Below are 17729 nucleotides of genomic sequence, written 5' to 3' on the forward strand. Positions count from 1 at the left end.
GTCGTGATCTACGTCCACGACCTCCTGGCCCGCTACCAGCCCGACGCGTTCCGCTATTTCGTGGCCGCGGCGGGCCCGGAGAGCCAGGACTCCGACTTCACCTGGGCCGAGTTCGTGCGTCGTACCAACGACGAGCTGGTGGCCGGCTGGGGCAACCTGGTCAACCGCACCGCCAACCTGATCGCCAAGAACTTCGGCGAGATCCCCGCCGCCCGCGCGCTGAGCCCGGAGGACGAGGCGGTCCTCGCGGCCACCGAGGCCGCGTTCGGCACGGTCGGCGACCTCATCGCCCGGCACCGGCAGAAGCAGGCGATCGGCGAGGCGATGCGGGCGGTCGCCGAGGTCAACAAGTACGTCTCCGACTCCGAGCCGTGGAAGATCAAGGACGACCCCGAGCGCCTGGCCACGATCCTGCACGTGATGGCGCAGTGCGTCGCCGACCTCAACCTCGTCCTCAGCCCGTTCCTGCCGTTCTCCGCCAACCTGGTCGACCGGGCCCTCGGCGGGGAGGGAGCGGTCGCGCCGATGCCGCGCATCGAGGAGGTCACCGACCTCGACGACGAGTCCCGCAGCTACCCGATCATCACCGGCGACTACTCCGGCTTCCCGTCCTGGCGGCGCCACCCGATCACGGTCGGTACGCCGGTCGCCAAGCCGACGCCGGTCTTCACCAAGCTCGACCCCTCGATCGTGGACGAGGAGCTCGCCCGCCTCGACGCCTGAGATCGGCTGAGCTCGGATACCGACCCCTCGCCGACACGGTGCGGCTGACTCTGGTTCTCTGAGCGCATGACCCTGCATCCCCAGGCCCGCAAGGCCGTCGAGAACGCAGCCGGGGCGGTCCCGGTGACCGACCCCGCCTTCGACATCGCCGCCGAGCGCGAGCGCGACCGGCGGGCCGCGGCCGAGCAGCGGGGGCCGGAGGTGGCCGAGGTGCGCGACGTCGACGCCGGCGGCGTCCCCGCGAGGCTCTACCTTCCCGAGGGGTACGACGCCGTCGTCGTGCACGCCCATGGCGGCGGGTTCGTCTTCAACGACGTCGAGGTCCACGACGCCGCCGTACGCCGCTTCGCCGACCTCAGCCGGATGGCGGTGCTGAGCGTGGACTACCGCCGCCCGCCGGAGCACCGGTTCCCGGCGGCGCCCGACGACGTCTCCACCGCCACGCGCTGGCTCGACGACCAGCCGGACCTGGCCGGCCTGCCGACCTTCGCCCACGGCGACAGCGCCGGCGGCAACCTCGCGCTCGTCGCCGCGCTGCGGCACCCCGGCCGCTTCACCGGCGTCGCGCTGATCTACCCCTTCCTCGACCCCACCGCGTCGTTCGACTCCTACCGGACGGCCGCCGACGGCTTCGACCCCGCGGAGGCGGCCTGGTACTGGCAGCAGTACGCCGCCACCCCCGCGGACCTCGCGCACCCGGACCTCGCGCCGCTGCTCTCCGACGCCCTCGGCACACTGCCGCCGACCCTGGTCGCCACGGCCGAGCACGACCCCCTGCGCGACGAGGGCGAGCACCTCGTCCACCTGCTCGCCGAAGCCGGCGTCGAGGTCGTCGGCACCCGCTATCTCGGCCAGGTCCACGGCTTCTGGCGGCACACCCAGGTCTTCGACGCCGCCGAGCCCCTCATGTGGCAGGTCGCCGGCTGGATGCGGATGCAGGCCGCCCGCGCTCGGTGACGTCCTGTCGTTGAGTTGCCGGAACCTCACCGTTGAGTTGCCCCGAACTCACCGTCGAGTTGCCCGAACCTCACCGTCGAGTTGCCGGCCCTCCCGGGGAGCGGCAACTCAAGGGTGAGAAAGCGGCAACTCAAGGGTGAGAAAGCGGCAACTCAACGGTCAGCCGGGGTCGATGACCTCGAGGGTGCCGTCGTCACGCTGCCACAGGCTGGCGATGTGGAGCCGGCGCATGTGTCCGACCCGGTCCCAGGCGTGGTAGATCAGCCGCAGCGACTTGTGGTCGACGAACGCCGAGGCGCCGCCCGGGCCGAGGCGGCCGGTGGAGGCGGTCGAGAGCAGGGGCTCGCCGTGGTTCTGGCGTACGCACGGCCCCTGGGGTCCGGCGCAGATCGCGTATCCCGTCGCGTAGTCGGCCCGCTCCCAGGAGTTGCCCGAGTAGAAGAGGTAGGTCACGCCACGGAACTGCACCATGCTCGGGTTCTCGATCGTGATGCCCTCCCACGGGCGGTCGAGGGTGAGCAGCTCACGGGTCTGCGAGCCGTCGGCGAAGCCGGTCCCGTCGGCGTTGAGCTGCCGGATGAACAGTCCGGCCGGACGGCGGTGCACGACCCCGGAGAACTTCCACAGCAGCCAGGCGACCCCGTGCTCGTCGACGAAGACGTCGGGGTCGATCACCCCGAGCTGGGCCTCGCCGTAGCAGATCGGGTCCCCGACGGGGCGGAACGGACCCGCGGGGGAGGGCCCGCGGGTCAGGCCGATGCAGTTGTGCCGCTCGCCGCCCTGGGTGCCCGCCGGCGCGGCGTACGCGGCCGTCCAGCCGTTGCCGACCTTGTCCACCCCGGGCGCCCACAGGTCGCGTCCCCCGTCGCGGCTGCGGACCCAGCCGGCGGTCTCGATCGGGTCGATCCGGCGCCCCGACCCGTCCGACAGCGGCGTCCAGGTGACGAGGTCGCGCGAGGTCAGGGTGGGCAGCCGCAGGTGGGAGGTGTTGGTGGCGTAGGCGTACCACCGGCCGCGGAAGCGCACGATGTCGGGATCGGCGAACACCCCGCGGTACGCCGCCCCGGGCTGCCACTGCGAGCTGCTGCCCGCGACCCGCACCGGCGCCGGACGCCGCTGGACCGGCAGCTGCTGGGCCAGCCGCTCCGCCAGCTTGGCCAGGTCCTGCATCTCGCCCGCCAGCACGTCGCTGGGCAGGGCGGAGGGGAGGGCGCTCGGCTCGGGGATCAGCGGAGCCTCGCTCGGCGTCGGCCCCGTCGCAGGCGTCGTGGCGGCGGGGTCGCCGTTCGCGGCGCATCCGGACAGCGCGATCGCCGCCACCACGAGCGTGGCGAGTCTCCGAGCGCGCATGCTTTGCCTCCCTCCCGCGCCGACACCCTAGACTCTCGGGAGCCATGAATCAGCCGATTGCGCGACCTGCCGAGACCTTCGCCGAGGCCGAGGACGCCCTCCTCTCCCGATGGCCCGAGACCCGCCTCGAGCCGTCCCTCGACCGGATCCGCGCGTTCACCGAGCTGCTCGGCGATCCGCAGCGCGCCTACCGCTCGATCCACCTGACCGGCACCAACGGCAAGACGTCGACCTCGCGGATGATCGACGCGCTGCTGCGCGCCCTCGACCTGCGCACCGGCCGCTTCACCAGCCCGCACGTCGAGAAGATGAGCGAGCGGATCAGCGTCGACGGGGAGCCCCTGGACGACGAGGCGTTCGTCCGGGCCTTCAACGACGTCGCGCCGTACATGCACCTGGTCGACGAGGCCGAGGCCCACCCGCTCAGCTTCTTCGAGGCCGTCGTCGGGATGGCGTACGCCGCCTTCGCCGACGCCCCCGTCGACGTGGCGGTCGTCGAGGTCGGGATGGGCGGCTCGTGGGACGCCACCAACGTGATCGACGCCGACGTCGCGGTCGTGACGCCGATCGCCGTCGACCACGCCAACTACCTCGGCGGCACCGCGGTCGAGATCGCCCGCGAGAAGGCCGGGATCATCAAGCCCGGTTCCATCGCCGTGCTCGCCCAGCAGACCGCCGACGTCGCCGCCGTGCTCCTCGAGCGCGCGGTGGAGGTCGGCGCGACCGTCGCCCGCGAGGGCCTCGAGTTCAACGTCGTCTCCCGAGCGCCGGCCGTCGGCGGCCAGGTGATCACGATCCAGGGCCTGCGCGGCCGGTACGACGACCTCTTCCTGCCCCTCTACGGCGCCCACCAGGCGCAGAACGCCGCCGCCGCCCTCGCCGCGGTCGAGGCCTTCGTCGGCGGGCCCGACGGTCAGGGCGAGCCGCTCGGCGACGACGTCGTGCGCGGCGCGTTCGCCGAGATCACCTCGCCCGGCCGGCTCGAGGTGGTCCGGCGCAGTCCCACCATCGTCCTCGACGCGGCGCACAACCCGCACGGCGCGGAGGCCACGGCCGCCGCGCTGGAGGACTCCTTCCAGTTCGACCCGCTCATCGGCGTGTTCGGCGTGATGGGCGACAAGGACGCCGAGGGCCTGCTCGCCGCGTTCGAGCCGATCCTCGAGCAGATCGTCGTCACCCAGAACTCCACCGCCCGCGCGATGCCGGCCGAGGAGCTCGCCGTCATCGCCCGCGAGGTGTTCGGCGAGGACCGGGTCACGGTCGTCCCCCTCCTCGGCGACGCCATCGACGCGGCCGCGGCGCTCGCCGAGTCCGGCAGCACCGACGCGCTCAGCTCCGGGGCGGTCCTCGTCACCGGCTCGGTCGTCACCGTCGGTGAGGCCCGGGTGCTGCTGGGCGGTCGCAAGTGACCGAGGCGGTCGGCACCGGCGACGCGGAGCGCGGCCGGTCCCCGCGCCGCGCGATGTGCGCCGCCGTCCTCTCGCTCGAGGCCATCGCCATCGCCCTGTCCACCCCGGTGATGATCGCGATCTCCGACATCCGGCCCGCCCTCGCGCTGCCGCTCGGCCTGGGCCTGGCGCTCCTGTGCGTGCTGGTCGCCGGGATGCTGCGCCGCGAGCCGGCGTACCTGCTGGGCCACGCGGTGCAGGTCGGCGCGGTCGCCCTGGGCCTGCTCGCACCCCTCATGTTCGTGGTCGGCGGGCTCTTCGCCCTCCTGTGGGCGACGGCCTACGGCCTCGGCCGCAAGATCGAGAACGAGCGCGCCGCGGCCTTCGCCGACTACGACCGCCGCCGAGAATCGGACGCCTAGAAACCGCTGGGTAGAGTGGCCGCGTGCCAGTGATCATCGACAAGCTCCTCCGCATCGGAGAGGGCAAGATCCTCCGCCAGCTCGAGGGGATCGCCAAGGCCGTCAACGCCATCGAGGACGACTTCAAGGCGATGTCCGACGACGAGCTGCGGGGCATGACCGACGAGTTCCGCAAGCGCCTCTCCGAGGGCGAGGACCTCGACGACCTCATGCCCGAGGCCTTCGCCACGGTCCGCGAGGCCGCCCGGCGGGTGCTCGGCCAGCGGCACTTCGACGTCCAGGTCATGGGTGGCGCCGCCCTCCACCTCGGCAACATCGCCGAGATGAAGACCGGTGAGGGCAAGACGCTCGTCTCGACCCTCCCGGCGTACCTCAACGCCCTCGAGGGCAAGGGCGTCCACGTCGTCACGGTCAACGACTACCTCGCCAAGTTCCAGTCCGAGATGATGGGCCGCGTCCATCACTTCCTCGGCCTCACCGTCGGCGTGATCCTGCCGAGCATGCGCCCCGACGAGCGGCGCAGGGCCTACGCCTGCGACATCACCTACGGCACCAACAACGAGCTCGGCTTCGACTACCTGCGCGACAACATGGCCTCCTCGCTCGAGGAGTGCGTGCAGCGCGGCCACCACTTCGCCATCGTCGACGAGGTCGACTCGATCCTCATCGACGAGGCCCGGACCCCGCTGATCATCAGCGGCCCGACCCAGGACGAGGTGAAGTGGTACGGCGAGTTCGCCAAGATCGCGCAGAAGCTCACCAAGGACGTCGACTACGAGGTCGACGAGAAGAAGCGCACCATCTCGGTCCTCGAGGACGGCATCACCAAGGTCGAGGACCACCTCGGCATCGAGAACCTCTACGAGTCGGCCAACACCCCGCTCATCTCCTTCCTGCACAACTCCATCAAGGCCAAGGAGCTGTTCCGCAACGACAAGGAGTACGTCGTCATGGAGGGCGAGGTGCTCATCGTCGACGAGCACACCGGCCGCATGCTGGCGGGACGCCGCTACAACGACGGTCTCCACCAGGCCATCGAGGCCAAGGAGGGCGTGAAGGTCCGCGAGGAGTACCAGACCCTCGCCACCGTCACCCTGCAGAACTACTTCCGCCTCTACCAGAAGCTCTCCGGCATGACCGGCACGGCGCTCACCGAGGCCTCCGAGTTCGACAAGATCTACAAGCTCGGCGTGGTCCCGATCCCGACCAACAAGCCGATGCAGCGCGTCGACCAGCCCGACCTCGTCTACCGCACCGAGGAGGCGAAGTACGACGCCGTCGTCGACGACATCGTCGCGCGCCACGAGAAGGGTCAGCCGGTCCTCGTCGGCACCGTCTCGGTCGAGAAGTCGGAGTACCTCCACCAGCAGCTCACCAAGCGCGGCGTCCCGCACTCGGTCCTCAACGCGAAGGTCCACGCCGAGGAGGCGAAGATCGTCGCGATGGCCGGCCACAGGGGCGCGGTCACGGTCGCCACCAACATGGCCGGTCGAGGCACCGACATCATGCTCGGCGGATCGGTCGAGTTCCTCGCCGACGCCGAGCTGCGCAAGCAGGGTCTCGAGCCGTCCGGCGAGACCGCCGACGAGTACGACGCCGCCTGGCCCGCGATGGTCGAGCGGATCAAGAAGCAGGTCGAGGCCGAGCACGACGAGGTCAAGGACCTCGGCGGCCTCTACGTCATCGGCACCGAGCGCCACGAGTCGCGCCGCATCGACAACCAGCTGCGCGGTCGCTCCGGCCGCCAGGGCGACCCCGGCGAGAGCCGCTTCTACCTCTCCCTGCAGGACGAGCTCATGCGGCTCTTCAAGTCCGACTGGGTCGACCGGGTCCTGCTCATGCTCAAGATCCCCGACGACGTCCCGATCGAGAACAAGCGGGTCACCAACGCGATCGCCAGCGCCCAGGGTCAGGTCGAGTCGCAGAACTTCGAGTCCCGCAAGAACGTCCTCAAGTACGACGACGTGATGGACCGCCAGCGCAAGGTGATCTACGGCGAGCGCCGCGAGGTGCTCGAGGGCGTGGACCTCGAGGACCAGATCCGGACCTTCATCGACGACGTCGTCACGGGCTTCGTCAACGGCTCGCTCGACGAGTTCTCCGAGGAGTGGGACCTCGAGCAGCTGTGGACCGACCTCAAGCAGTTCTGGCCGGTCTCGGTGTCCTGGAAGGACCTGGTCGAGGAGGCCGGCACCCAGGCCGCGCTGGAGAAGTCGCACCTCATCGACGTGCTCAAGGCCGACGCCCACGCGGCCTACGACCGCCGCGAGGAGGAGGTCGGCGAGGAGGTCGCTCGCGAGCTCGAGCGCCGCGTGCTGCTCTCCGTGCTCGACCGCAAGTGGCGTGAGCACCTCTACGAGATGGACTACCTGCGCGAGGGCATCTACCTGCGGGCCTACTCGCAGCGCGACCCGCTCGTCGAGTACCAGCGCGAGGGCTTCGACATGTTCGCCGCCATGATGGACGGCATCAAGGAGGAGACCGTCGGCTTCCTCTTCAACCTGGAGGTCCAGGTGGAGGAGGACGACGAGGAGGAGATCCACTACCACGCCGACGGCACCGCCCACGCGGGCCCGATGCACGAGGGCGCGTTCGCCGAGCCGCCCGTCGGCGTCGGCCTCGAGGCCGGGGGTCGGATGGACCTGGAGTCCATCTCCTCCGAGCTCAAGGCCGCCGGCGCCACGGGTGCCTCCGCGCCCAGGGTCACCGCCAAGGGCCTCGACGCCCCGAAGCAGCCGCAGAACCTCACCTACTCCGCGCCGGACGAGACCGGTCACGAGGAGGTCCGCGGCAGCACCGCGTCGAAGGCCGACGACGAGTTCGGCGACGTCGGCCGCAACGCGCTGTGCCCCTGCGGCTCGGGCAAGAAGTACAAGCGCTGCCACGGCGCCCCGGGCGGAGCCTCGGGCTACACCACCCGCGTCAGCGGATAAGAGGTTCCGCCACCTATCGGCGGAACCTCTCAGCGCACCCGCGCACGCGCCGCCTAGGAGAAGTCGAGGGCGGTGCAGATCCAGCGCTGCTCGCAGCGCTCGAAGCGGGCGGCGACGGCGCGCGAGCGCTCCCCGTGGCGCACGTGCACCCCGCACTCGACGATCGCCTCGGTGATGAAGCAGGCGTGGACGCTCTGCACGCGCGGGCGCACCGGCTGCACGCGGGCGAGCCCGGGCTGGTGACCACCGGCCCGGGCGACGAGGAGCGCCCGGCGGTGGAGGTCGGCGTACACCTCGCGAGTGGTCCAGCGCACCAGCTGCGAGACCGGACGATCGCCGCCGACGATCTCGACGGCCGCCTGCACGAACCGGTGGGTCCACTCCTCGATGGCGTGCCGCAACCGCTGGTCGATCGGGACGACGACCGCACCCGGCCGAGCTGGCGCGGCGTGCCGGGGCCGGGCGCGCGGCGGTGACTGGCGGGGGAGCAGGGCCAGGGCGAGGGTGCCCTGGGTGGGGCTGACGGGGACGGGCACGCGGAGACCGACCAGCTCGTGTGGGACAGCGGACATGACTTCCTCCTGGTCAGGCGGGCGGCAGTCGGAGCGTCTGCCCCGGCTGGATGAGATCGGGGTCGGTGCCCAGGGCCGCGGCGTTGAGGTCCTGCACCCGCAGCCAGTACGACGCCACGTCGGCCGGCGCGGCGTCCGGGCCCAGCCGCGCCGCGGCGATCGTCCACAGCGAGTCGCCGGGGCGGACGGTGACGAGCGCGCCGCGGCGTGGCGGGGACGGCCGACCGGTGGCGCGATCGGGGAGGGGCAGGCCCTCGAGCAACCGCGCACCCGTGTCCGCAGCCGCGCCGGCGTCCACCGCCGCTCCGGCATCGGCGCCCGAGTCCGTCCCGGACCGGCCGACGGTGGAGGGCGCCGCGCCGGCCGGCGCGGTCGTCGCCAGGATCGTGATGCCGCACGCCGCGAGGAGCAGGCGCCTCAGCGGGCCGACGGCGCGCGGCGGGAGGCTCCGCGGGGAGCGCAGCACCGCCCACGCGACGTCCGTGGCGGCGAGCCAGAGCCCGCCGCCCGCCACGAGCGAGATGGCCGCGCACAGCTGCACCAGCGCGTCGGCGAAGGTCGGCCCAGGCATCCGGGCGAGCGCACCGACGAGCGGTCCGACGGAGGCGGCCAGGGCGCCCAGCGCCAGCGTGACCGAGAGCCAGAGGAGGGACGCGCGCAGGCGCGCCCCGCCGGCAACGACGAGTTCCATCCCGAGAGAACCTTTGCGTTTGCTTGCGTTTGATTCAGGATAAGACTGTTCAACGCGATTGTCAATCGGATCTGTGCAGCCTGTGGAGAAGGTCGTGCCAGGGTGTTCGCATGGGCTGGGAGGACGAGCTGTTCGCGCTCTTCGACGACCTCGAGGGCCAGGCCGGCGCCCTCTACGCGGCCGAGCGCGACCTGGAGGTGGCCGACCGCAGCCGCGCCGAGTACCAGCAGGTCACGCTCGCCGGGCGGCTCATGGCGAGCGTGGGGCGGACGGTGACCCTCGGCGTGCTCGGCGTCGGGACCGTGACGGGGACGCTCGAGCGGGTCGCCGACGGCTGGCTCCTCGCGGCGAGCGGCGATCACGACTGGGTCGTCGCCCTCCCGGCGGTGACCACCGCGTCCGACGTCTCGGAGCGCTCCGTCCCCGAGATCGCCTGGTCGCCGCTGACCCGCCTCAGCCTCGCCTCCGCGCTGCGCCGCATCGCCGAGGCGGGCGAGCCGTGCCTGCTCCACCTGCGCGACGGCAGCCGCCACGAGGGGCTCCTACGGCGCGTCGGAGCGGACTTCTGCGAGCTGGTCGCTGGGGAGGGGCGGCGCACCGTCCTCGTCTCCTTCGCGGCACTGGCCGCCGCCCAGTCGCAGAGCGCGTCGCGCGCCGGCTGAGCGACTGGCGCGGTTCACCGGACGCCCGGCTCCGGGGCCGAAATGCCGCGGTTTGGTCCCCGACCGCAGGAGCGATCGACCGGTCACGCCGCCCGGTCAGGTCGCGTCGAGGTCGTACGGCGGCCGCTCGCCGGGCTCGAGCGGCCGGACCCGAACCGGCTCGTCGTCGCCGGCGCTGCGGATCGTGTCCTCGAGCTCGTCGAGCTCGGCCATCGCCTCGGCGATGTGCTTGCGCACGATCGCGCGGGGGTCGAGGTCGGTGAGCTCGAGGTCGGCGTACGCGGGGCCGAGCTCGGCCCGCAGCTCGTCACGCGCGTTGGTGGCGAACTTGCGCAGCTCCCGGAGGAGCCGTCCGGCCTGGCGGGCCAGGTCGGGCAGCCGGTCGGGACCGAAGACGAGAACCGTGACGAGCGCGATCGCCACGAGCTCGCCGAAGCCGATCCCGAACACCCGCCGCCCCTTCCCCGTCGTACCCCGTCGTTGCTCCGCGCGCCGTGCGGCGTGCCGATCAGAACTGCCGGTCAGAACTTACTGGTCGGGGTGAGTCCGAGCTGCATGCCGGCCAGTCCGCGGCCGCGCCCGTCGAGCCGGTCGGCGATCGACTGCAGGGCGGCGGCGGCCGGGGCCGTCGGGTCCGCGTCGACGATGGGCTTGCCCACGTCGCCGCCCTCGCGCAGCGCGACGTCGAGCGGGATCCGGCCCAGCACCGGCACGTCGTAGCCGAAGCGCTGGGACAGGGTCTGCGCGACGCGGTCTCCGCCGCCGGAGCCGAAGATCTCGAGCCGGTGGTCCTCGCCGGCCTCCGCGCAGTGCGGGCAGGCGAGATAGCTCATGTTCTCGATGACCCCGACCACGCGCTGGTGCATCATCGAGGCCATCGTGCCGGCGCGCTCGGCCACCTCGGCGGCGGCCTCCTGCGGCGTGGTCACGACGACGACCTCGGCGCCGGGCAGGTGCTGCCCGAGGGAGATCGCGACGTCGCCCGTGCCCGGCGGCAGGTCGAGGAGGAGGACGTCGAGGTCGCCCCAGTAGACGTCGGCGAGCATCTGGACGAGCGCCCGGTCGAGCATCGGTCCGCGCCAGGCGACGACCTGGTCGCGGCGCGGCTTGAGCATCCCGATCGAGATGACCGAGACGCCCGACGGGGTGGGCACGGGCATGATCAGGTCGTCGACCTGGGTGGGCCGCGCGTCGGCCACGCCGAGCATCGCCGGGACCGAGTGGCCGTAGATGTCGGCGTCGACGAGGCCCACCTTGCGCCCGGCCTTGGCCAGCGCGAGGGCCAGGTTGACGGTCACCGAGGACTTGCCGACCCCGCCCTTGCCGGAGGCGATCGCGAACACCTTGGTGAGCGAGCCGGCCTGGGCGAACGGGATCTCCCGCTGCGCCTGGCCGCCTCGCAGCGTCTCGTGGAGGCCGGAGCGCTGCTCGGCGCTCATGACGCCCAGCTGGACCTCGACCCGGGTCACGCCGGGCAGGGCCGCGACGGCGGCGGTCACGTCGCGGTTGATGGTGTCCTTGAGCGGACAGCCGGCCACGGTCAGCAGTGCCTTGACGGTCACGACCGAGCCGCCGTCGCCGGCTGCGATGTCGACGCCCTCGACCATGCCGAGCTCGGTGATGGGGCGCTTGATCTCGGGGTCGTCGACCTTGCTGAGCGCGGCCATGACCTGCTCGACGGACGGGGACTGCGTCGTACTGCTCACAACCCCTGAGTCTAGGGACCCCCGGGTGAGCCGCCGTCGGCGCCGTCCTCGTGAGACTGCGCACGCTCGTCCTCCCGCTCCTCGGCGCGCTCGTCGAGGTCGGAGAGCAGCGAGCGCAGCTCCGAGCGCAGGAAGTCGCGGGTCGCGACCTCGCCGACGGCCATCCGCAGCGACGCGACCTCACGCGCGAGGAACTCCATGTCGGCGTGCGCCCGGGCATCGGCCTGCCGGTCCTGCTCGGCGATCACCCGGTCGCGGGCCTCCTGGCGGTTCTGGGCGAGCAGGATCAGGGGCGCGGCGTACGACGCCTGCAGGCTCAGCATCAGCGTCAGGAAGATGAACGGGAACCGGTCGAAGCGCAGGTCCGCGGGCGCCAGGGTGTTCCAGGCCATCCACGCCATCACGAACAGCGTCATGTAGATGAGGAAGGTCGCCGTGCCCATGAACCGGGCGAACTGCTCGGCGAAGACCCCGAAGGTGTCGGCGTTGTACGACGGCCGGCGGACCAGCTTGCGTCGTTCCTCTCGCGGCGTGTCGAGGCGCTCGCGCCGCGTCTCGCCGGCGGGGCGGCTCATGCCCCGCTCCCGCGCTCACGGGCGCGCTCGCGCCAGTTGGCCGGCAGCATGTGGTCGAGCAGGTCGTCGACGGTGACGGCGCCGATGAGGCGCTTGTCCTCGTCGACGATCGGCGTCGCGACCAGGTTGTACGTCGCGAGGTGGGCCGCGACCTCGTCGATGCTCGCCTCCGGGCGCAGCCACTCCAGCGAGTCGTCGAGGGCCCCGGCGACCAGGGTGGACGGCGGCTCGCGGAGCAGTCGCTGGATGTGGGCGACGCCGAGCAGCTTGCCGGTCGGGGTCTCCAGCGGCGGACGGCAGACGTAGACGAGCGCCGCGAGGGCGGGCGTCAGCTCGGGGTTGCGGACGTGGGCGAGCGCGTCGGCGATGGTCGCGTCGGGGCCGAGGATCACCGGCTCGGAGGTCATCATGGCGCCGGCGGTGTTCTCGACGTACGACATCAGCCGCCGCACGTCCTCGGCCTCCTCCGGCTCCATCAGCTCGAGCAGGATCTCGGCGGTCTCCGGCGGCAGGTCGCGGACCAGGTCGGCCGCGTCGTCCGGCGACATCTCCTCGAGGACGTCGGCCGCGCGCTCGGAGTCCAGGCCCTTGAGGATCTCGACCTGGTCGTCCTCCGGCAGCTCCTCGAGGACGTCGGCGAGCCGCTCGTCGTCGAGCGCGAGCGCCACCGCGGTGCGCCGCTCGGGCGGCAGGTCGTGCAGGATGCTGGCCGCGTCGGCGGGCCTCATCTCGTTGAGGGCCGCGACCAGGTGGGTGGCTCCCTGCCGCTCGTCGCTGCGGGAGAGGCCGACGACGTCGCGCCACTCGACCACGTGCGACTGCCCGCGGCGGCGGAATCCCTTGGACGGCTCGCGGACGGCGACCCGGCTCAGGACCCAGTCGCGGGTGCGCGCGGGCTCCATCGCGACGTCGTACACCGTGCCGGTGATGCCGCTGTCCTTGATCGTGACGGTCCGGTCGAGCATCTGCCCGATGACCAGGGTCTCGGTCGAGCGCTGCTCGAAGCGGCGCATGTTGAGCAGGCCGGTGGTGTAGACGTGGCCGCTGTCGATGTTGGTGACCCGGGTCATCGGCACGAAGATCCGGCGCCGCCCGAAGACCTCCGCGACCATCCCGAGGACGCGGGGCTGGGTCCCCTCGGTGCGCAGGGTCACGACCAGGTCGCGGACCTTCCCGACCTGGTCGCCCTGGGGGTCGAAGATCGGGAGCCCGACCAGCCTGGCCGCGAACACGCGGGAGGGGGTGGTGCTCACGGGACGCAACGCTACCGGTCGCGACTGCTACTTCATGAACGTCTACTTCATGAACGTCCGGGGGCAGGTCGCGCCGGCGCAGTCCTTGGTCTCGAGCCACAGGGAGCGCAGCTCCTGGCGCGCCGCCTTGTAGCGCGGGTCGTGGTAGAGGTTGTAGAGCTGGTAGGGGTCGTTCTTCGTGTAGTACATCTCGCCGCGTCCCTTGCGGCCGCGGACGTAGGTCCACGGACCCACGATGACGCCGGTGTAGAGCGGGTCGAGGCCGCCCTTGACCGGCCATCCGGCGATCGGTACGACGCGTCGTGTGGCGTCGCTGGCGAGCCACGGCATCACGTCGACGCCGTCGGCGTCGCGGTCGAGCGTGGTGCCGGCGAGGGCGGCGAAGGTCGGCGCCCAGTCCGCGTTGGTGACCGGGGCCTGCGCGGTGGTGCCCGCGGGGAGACCGGGGCCGCGGACGAACATCGGGATCCCGATCGTGTCGCGGTAGTGCCACAGCTTGCCGTTGAGGTGGTGCTCCCCGACGGCGTACCCGTTGTCCGAGGTCACCACGACGTAGGTGTCGTCGAGCTGGCCGGTGCGCTCGAGGGTCTCGACGGTGCGGGCGATCGCGCGATCGACGGCCTGGAGCGACTCGACCCGCTGCTGGCGGACCTCCCGCAGCGCGGCGCGCCGCGCCCGAGGGCTCTTCTGTCGCGCCGACCGGACCAGCGCCTTGTCGCTGGGGTCCTTCTCGAACATCTCGGGCGTGGTGTCGAGGTCGAGGTCCTCGAAGGTGTCGCGGTCCTGCTTCGCCGGCACGGTCGTCGAGTAGCCGTCCGGGTCGCCGTCCTCCTCGGGGCTGCCGTGGTGCGGCGCGACGTAGTTGACCCACAGGTACCACGGATCGCCCGAGGCGTGCTCCTCGATCAGGGCGTTCGACTGGTCGCTGAGCAGGGTCGTGGAGTACTCGTCGTACTCCTTGATCTCGCCGTCGACGAGGAGTTGCGGGTGCTCGAAGTCGTACGTCGCGAAGTCGACGGTGGGGCGCCACACGGTCCAGCCCGGCGGCTGGTGGTCGACCTCGTGGCGGGTGTAGCCGTTGAGGTACTTGCCGACCATCATCGTGTCGTAGCCGGCCCCCTGCAGACTGCCCGGCAGCGTGTCCTCGTCGTCGAAGGCGGTGTAGCTCCCGCCCTCGCCGGCCACGGTGACCGCACCGTGGTTGTTGGCGTACTGCCCGGTGAGCAGCGACGCCCGCGCGGGCACGCAGATCGGCGTCGGCGCGAGCCCGTTGGCGATGGTGACGCCCTGGTCGGCGACGACCTCCTGGAGGTGCGGCATGAACTGCATGTCCTTGAGGGCCGCGTCGTCCATGGTGATCATCAGCAGGTTCGGCCTCTCCGGCGAGGCCACCGGGGCCGGGGTCGCCTTCGGGCCGAGGACCGTGTCCTGCGCGGTCGGCGCCGCGACGGACGGCTGCTCCCCGGGCTGCTGGTACTTCACGGCCGGCGGGCGCTCGGCCTCGCCGCCTCCGCCGGAGCAGGCGGCGAGCACGCTCGCGCTCAGCACGGCAGCAGTGGCGATGCGAAGGCGTCCAGGACGACTCACGAGACAGGCTCCTTGACGGTGGGCTGGTCGGTGGCGGTCATCGCCGCTCGACGCGGTTCAGTCTGCCTCACAGCCGGCGGGGGCCTCGAAGAAGGTCGGGAGCCGGGGATGGTCGATTACCATTCGCCTCGTGGAGGAGAGCGACGAGCCCGACGCGCCCGCGGGCAAGCGACTGGCGCCTGCCGTCTCCTCGCTCGACATGGTCGTCACGCTCGTGGCGGTCGTCGTGGTGCTGGCCGGACTCAGCGTCTCGCTGATCTTCCCTCCCGACGAGCCCGCCACCCCGGTGGCCCACGAGGGCAGGCGTACGCCGAGCGCCTCGACGGGGCCGACCGGGACGCCGGGCCCCGCCGAGACTCCTGCCCCGACGGCCACCGAGAGTCCGGGCGTGCTCGTCCCGCCCCTGGCGATGGAGGCGGAGCGGCAGTCGGCCCAGCTCGTGTGCCAGGCGCAGATCGGGACGACCGAGTTCACGGCGCTCGCCTACAACATCAAGTCGGCGCGCGCCGGCAGCCTCGAGCGCCTGCTCGGCGTGATGCAGCGCTCCAAGGCCGAGGTCATCCTGCTGCAGGAGGTCGACAACAGGAGACGCAGCACGGGCAGCGTCGACCAGGCCGGCTGGTTCGCCGAGCGACTGGGCGGGTGGCACCACGCCTTCGGCCGCAATGTCACGTTCGGGGACGGGCTCTACGGCACCGCGGTCGTCTCGAAGTACCCCATCCTGTCCTCGGAGAACACGCCGCTGCCCAACATCGGGCGCGCGCAGCCCCGCGGCCTGCTGCATGCCGTCATCGACATCGAGGGCGTCGAGGTCAGCATCTACAGCACCCACCTCGACAACACCTCCGCCAACATCCGCACGGCCCAGGCCAGCCGCATCTCCAGCATCCTGGCGGCCGACCCCCGCCCGAAGATCCTCGGCGGCGACATGAACACCTGGCCCAACTCCGGACCCGAGCGGATCCTCAGCTCGCGGCTCAGCGACAGCTTCGTCGTCGCGGGCAGCGGCGGCGGTGCCACGCACCCGGCGAGCCGCCCCCGCACCCGGATCGACTACCTGCTCTACGGCGGGCCCGAGCTCACCGCGACCAGCTCGGTCGTGATGTCCGAGGGTGGCTCCGACCATCTCCCGGTCCGCTCCGCCTTCACCCTCGGCGGGATCAAGACCGAGAAGTGCAGCGGCGACGCGAAGGCGAAGCCCCGCGACCCCGGCACGCCCGCTACGCCGAGCGGATCGGCCAGCGGCACCGCCGAATAGCCGACCGGCGTGACCCGGGCCACGCCGCCCCGCCAGGAAGGCCGCGTGGAGCGGGTTTCGGCGTGCTCAGATGGGTATAGTGCCCGCGTCAAAGGGTCGAGAGCCGTCTGCCTTCCCGTGGGGAAGTGCCCGTTCGGAACCCGGTCAGTTCTCGGGTGGAGTGGGTAGGAGTCAGCGACGTGGCGAGTGTGTGGGCAAGCGTGTCGACAGCAGGTCGGACCCGGACGGTGGCGGCGCTCGCAGCGCTCCTGCTGGCGCTCGGCCTGATGGTCGCCGGCCAGGGCACCCTGAGCCGAGCGGACGCCGCCCCCGCCGCAGCCGCGCCGACCCCGGTGGCGAAGCGGGATCCCAACCCGGCGTACGTCGTGACGCCCGGCATCACCTTCAACCACCCGTTCAAGAAGAAGAAACGCGGCGCGATCCAGCGCAAGATCATCAAGACGCTCAAGAACGTCGAGGCGGGCCAGTCGGTCCGGATCATGACCTGGAACTTCGACTCGCCGCTGCTGCACAGCAAGGTCATCGCCGCCCACAAGCGCGGCGTGTCCGTGCAGGTCATCATGGCTCGCGGGCTCGCCCGCGCGCAGGGCTCGGGCCGCTCCTACGGCGCGCTGTCGCGCGGCCTGAAGAAGGGCAACGCCGACCGGCCCAAGGAGCTGCGCAGCTGGATCCGCACCTGCTCGGCCACCTGCCGCGGCAAGGGCGGTGCGATGCACAACAAGCTGATGCTGGTCAGCAGGTCGGGCGCCACCAACTGGATCGTGATGCAGGGCTCGGGCAACTTCACCGGCGCCGCCGCGGTCCAGCAGTTCAACGACTGGACGACCGTCACCGAGAACCAGGCCCTCTACGACGGCTGGATGACGATGTGGAACCAGGCCAAGAAGGACAAGCGCTTCCCCGACCTGCAGTTCACCGTCCCCAGCACCACGATCCCGGGCGCCAGCATCACCACGATGTTCGCTCCGCACCGCACCCAGGTGGACCCCCCGCTGCGGGTGCTCAACAAGGTCCAGTGCAACGGTGCGACCAACACCGCGAACGGCCGTACGAAGGTCCGCGTCGCCAACGCCGTGTGGGGTGACGAGCGCGGCGCCCGTATCGCCCGCAAGGTCCGCGAGCTCCACTCCCAGGGCTGCGACGTCCGCGTGGTCTTCATGATGATGTCGGGCAAGATCCGCAGCATCCTGGCCCCGGTCCCGGCGAAGCAGATGGTCTACATCACCGGCGCGACGGCCAACAAGTTCAAGGACCGCTACGTCCACCTCAAGGGCCTCTCCGTCGAGGGCAACCTCGACGGCAACCCGGCCGCCAGCGCCGTCCTGTCCAGCAGCGAGAACTGGACCCAGCTCGGCTGGTTCTCCGACGAGCACGACATCATCTTCTGGGACGACGCGGCGATGGCCGCGAAGTACTCCGACTGGGTCGACATGATCTTCAACACCGCTCCGCGGACGCTGGCCAACTACGTCAACTCGGCCGACCCCGACCCGCAGGTGCGGATCAAGCCGGGCACCGAGTACCTCAGCCCGAAGGACTACCCGTTCCACGAGCTCGAGGCCGAGCTCTACTGATCGAGTCGATCCCGGGGCCCGGGTCGCTGCCAGAGGCGGCGGCCCGGGCTTCGGGCGCCAGGACCTGAGGACACGGGA

The 17729-nt window shown here is 71.6% G+C and carries 16 protein-coding genes; 8 read left to right on the forward strand and 8 right to left on the reverse strand.

Features of this window, described 5'->3' with window-relative positions; translation table 11 throughout:
• Together FHP29_RS17145 and FHP29_RS17150 are read left to right on the forward strand one after the other, a co-directional pair.
• On the forward strand, window positions 1-723 hold a 723-nt coding region (locus FHP29_RS17145; protein WP_139624325.1), incomplete at its 5' end, for a class I tRNA ligase family protein.
• Between the two features lie 66 nt (window positions 724-789).
• Window positions 790-1680 (forward strand): alpha/beta hydrolase, encoded by an 891-nt coding sequence (locus FHP29_RS17150; RefSeq protein WP_139624081.1) that lies wholly within the window; start codon window positions 790-792, stop codon window positions 1678-1680.
• Between the two features lie 159 nt (window positions 1681-1839).
• Here the strand turns inward: FHP29_RS17150 and FHP29_RS17155 are convergent, their stop codons facing one another.
• On the reverse strand, window positions 1840-3030 hold the full coding sequence (locus FHP29_RS17155) for a family 43 glycosylhydrolase (RefSeq protein WP_139624082.1): 1191 nt from the start codon (window positions 3028-3030) through the stop codon (window positions 1840-1842).
• A 44-nt stretch (window positions 3031-3074) separates the two neighbouring features.
• Here FHP29_RS17155 and folC point away from each other — a divergent pair, with 44 nt between their 5' ends.
• Genes folC through secA form a run of 3 tightly spaced genes read left to right on the forward strand, consistent with a single transcriptional unit; the run spans window position 3075 to window position 7773 of the window.
• Window positions 3075-4439, forward strand: coding sequence for a bifunctional tetrahydrofolate synthase/dihydrofolate synthase (gene folC, locus FHP29_RS17160; RefSeq protein ID WP_139624083.1), 1365 nt, complete (start codon window positions 3075-3077; stop codon window positions 4437-4439).
• A complete protein-coding gene (locus tag FHP29_RS17165) occupies window positions 4436-4840 on the forward strand; it encodes a DUF4233 domain-containing protein (RefSeq protein WP_240044566.1) in 405 nt (134 codons plus the stop codon). The genes folC and FHP29_RS17165 overlap by 4 nt, the downstream gene beginning before the upstream one ends.
• A gap of 23 nt (window positions 4841-4863) precedes the next feature.
• Entirely contained in the window at window positions 4864-7773 is a 2910-nt protein-coding gene (gene secA, locus FHP29_RS17170; RefSeq protein ID WP_139624084.1) for a preprotein translocase subunit SecA, read from the forward strand.
• A 53-nt stretch (window positions 7774-7826) separates the two neighbouring features.
• On the opposite strand, the gene FHP29_RS17175 is transcribed toward secA, so the two are convergent.
• Window positions 7827-8345, reverse strand: a complete 519-nt coding sequence (locus FHP29_RS17175) for an Rv3235 family protein (protein ID WP_139624085.1) — start codon at window positions 8343-8345, stop codon at window positions 7827-7829.
• Between the two features lie 13 nt (window positions 8346-8358).
• Window positions 8359-9036: a LysM peptidoglycan-binding domain-containing protein gene (locus tag FHP29_RS17180; protein ID WP_139624086.1), complete on the reverse strand. Its 678-nt coding sequence runs from the start codon at window positions 9034-9036 to the stop codon at window positions 8359-8361.
• Window positions 9037-9146: 110 nt separating this feature from the next.
• Between FHP29_RS17180 and FHP29_RS17185 the strand changes: the two genes are divergently transcribed.
• A complete protein-coding gene (locus FHP29_RS17185) occupies window positions 9147-9698 on the forward strand; it encodes a hypothetical protein (protein WP_139624087.1) in 552 nt (183 codons plus the stop codon).
• 96 nt (window positions 9699-9794) lie between these two features.
• Here the strand turns inward: FHP29_RS17185 and FHP29_RS17190 are convergent, their stop codons facing one another.
• The 5 genes from FHP29_RS17190 to FHP29_RS17210 form a co-directional block, all read right to left on the reverse strand.
• Window positions 9795-10148: a sec-independent translocase gene (locus FHP29_RS17190; RefSeq protein ID WP_139624088.1), complete on the reverse strand. Its 354-nt coding sequence runs from the start codon at window positions 10146-10148 to the stop codon at window positions 9795-9797.
• 71 nt (window positions 10149-10219) lie between these two features.
• Entirely contained in the window at window positions 10220-11365 is a 1146-nt protein-coding gene (locus FHP29_RS17195) for an Mrp/NBP35 family ATP-binding protein (protein WP_139624327.1), read from the reverse strand.
• Window positions 11366-11415: 50 nt separating this feature from the next.
• On the reverse strand, window positions 11416-11979 hold the full coding sequence (locus tag FHP29_RS17200) for a DUF1003 domain-containing protein (protein ID WP_139624089.1): 564 nt from the start codon (window positions 11977-11979) through the stop codon (window positions 11416-11418).
• A complete protein-coding gene (locus tag FHP29_RS17205) occupies window positions 11976-13232 on the reverse strand; it encodes a magnesium transporter MgtE N-terminal domain-containing protein (protein ID WP_139624090.1) in 1257 nt (418 codons plus the stop codon). Before FHP29_RS17205 ends, FHP29_RS17200 begins: the two co-directional genes overlap by 4 nt.
• Window positions 13233-13274: 42 nt before the next feature.
• The gene (locus FHP29_RS17210; RefSeq protein WP_139624091.1) at window positions 13275-14819 is read right to left on the reverse strand and encodes a sulfatase family protein; all 1545 of its coding nucleotides are present in this window, start codon (window positions 14817-14819) and stop codon (window positions 13275-13277) included.
• Window positions 14820-14949: 130 nt separating this feature from the next.
• Between FHP29_RS17210 and FHP29_RS17215 the strand changes: the two genes are divergently transcribed.
• On the forward strand, window positions 14950-16077 hold the full coding sequence (locus tag FHP29_RS17215) for an endonuclease/exonuclease/phosphatase family protein (RefSeq protein WP_139624092.1): 1128 nt from the start codon (window positions 14950-14952) through the stop codon (window positions 16075-16077).
• A 227-nt stretch (window positions 16078-16304) separates the two neighbouring features.
• Window positions 16305-17651, forward strand: coding sequence for a phospholipase D-like domain-containing protein (locus tag FHP29_RS17220; protein ID WP_139624093.1), 1347 nt, complete (start codon window positions 16305-16307; stop codon window positions 17649-17651).
• Window positions 17652-17729: the final 78 nt, after the last annotated feature.

It is taken from the genome of Nocardioides albidus (genome assembly GCF_006335005.1).
Taxonomy (GTDB): domain Bacteria; phylum Actinomycetota; class Actinomycetes; order Propionibacteriales; family Nocardioidaceae; genus Nocardioides; species Nocardioides albidus.

Coding starts and splice junctions, on each gene's coding strand:
- FHP29_RS17150 (WP_139624081.1), top strand. CDS start 790: ATGACCCTGCATCCCCAGGCCCGCAAGGCCGTCGAGAACGCAGCCGGG.
- FHP29_RS17155 (WP_139624082.1), bottom strand. CDS start 3,030: ATGCGCGCTCGGAGACTCGCCACGCTCGTGGTGGCGGCGATCGCGCTG.
- folC (WP_139624083.1), top strand. CDS start 3,075: ATGAATCAGCCGATTGCGCGACCTGCCGAGACCTTCGCCGAGGCCGAG.
- FHP29_RS17175 (WP_139624085.1), bottom strand. CDS start 8,345: ATGTCCGCTGTCCCACACGAGCTGGTCGGTCTCCGCGTGCCCGTCCCC.
- FHP29_RS17180 (WP_139624086.1), bottom strand. CDS start 9,036: ATGGAACTCGTCGTTGCCGGCGGGGCGCGCCTGCGCGCGTCCCTCCTC.
- FHP29_RS17185 (WP_139624087.1), top strand. CDS start 9,147: ATGGGCTGGGAGGACGAGCTGTTCGCGCTCTTCGACGACCTCGAGGGC.
- FHP29_RS17195 (WP_139624327.1), bottom strand. CDS start 11,365: ATGGCCGCGCTCAGCAAGGTCGACGACCCCGAGATCAAGCGCCCCATC.
- FHP29_RS17200 (WP_139624089.1), bottom strand. CDS start 11,979: ATGAGCCGCCCCGCCGGCGAGACGCGGCGCGAGCGCCTCGACACGCCG.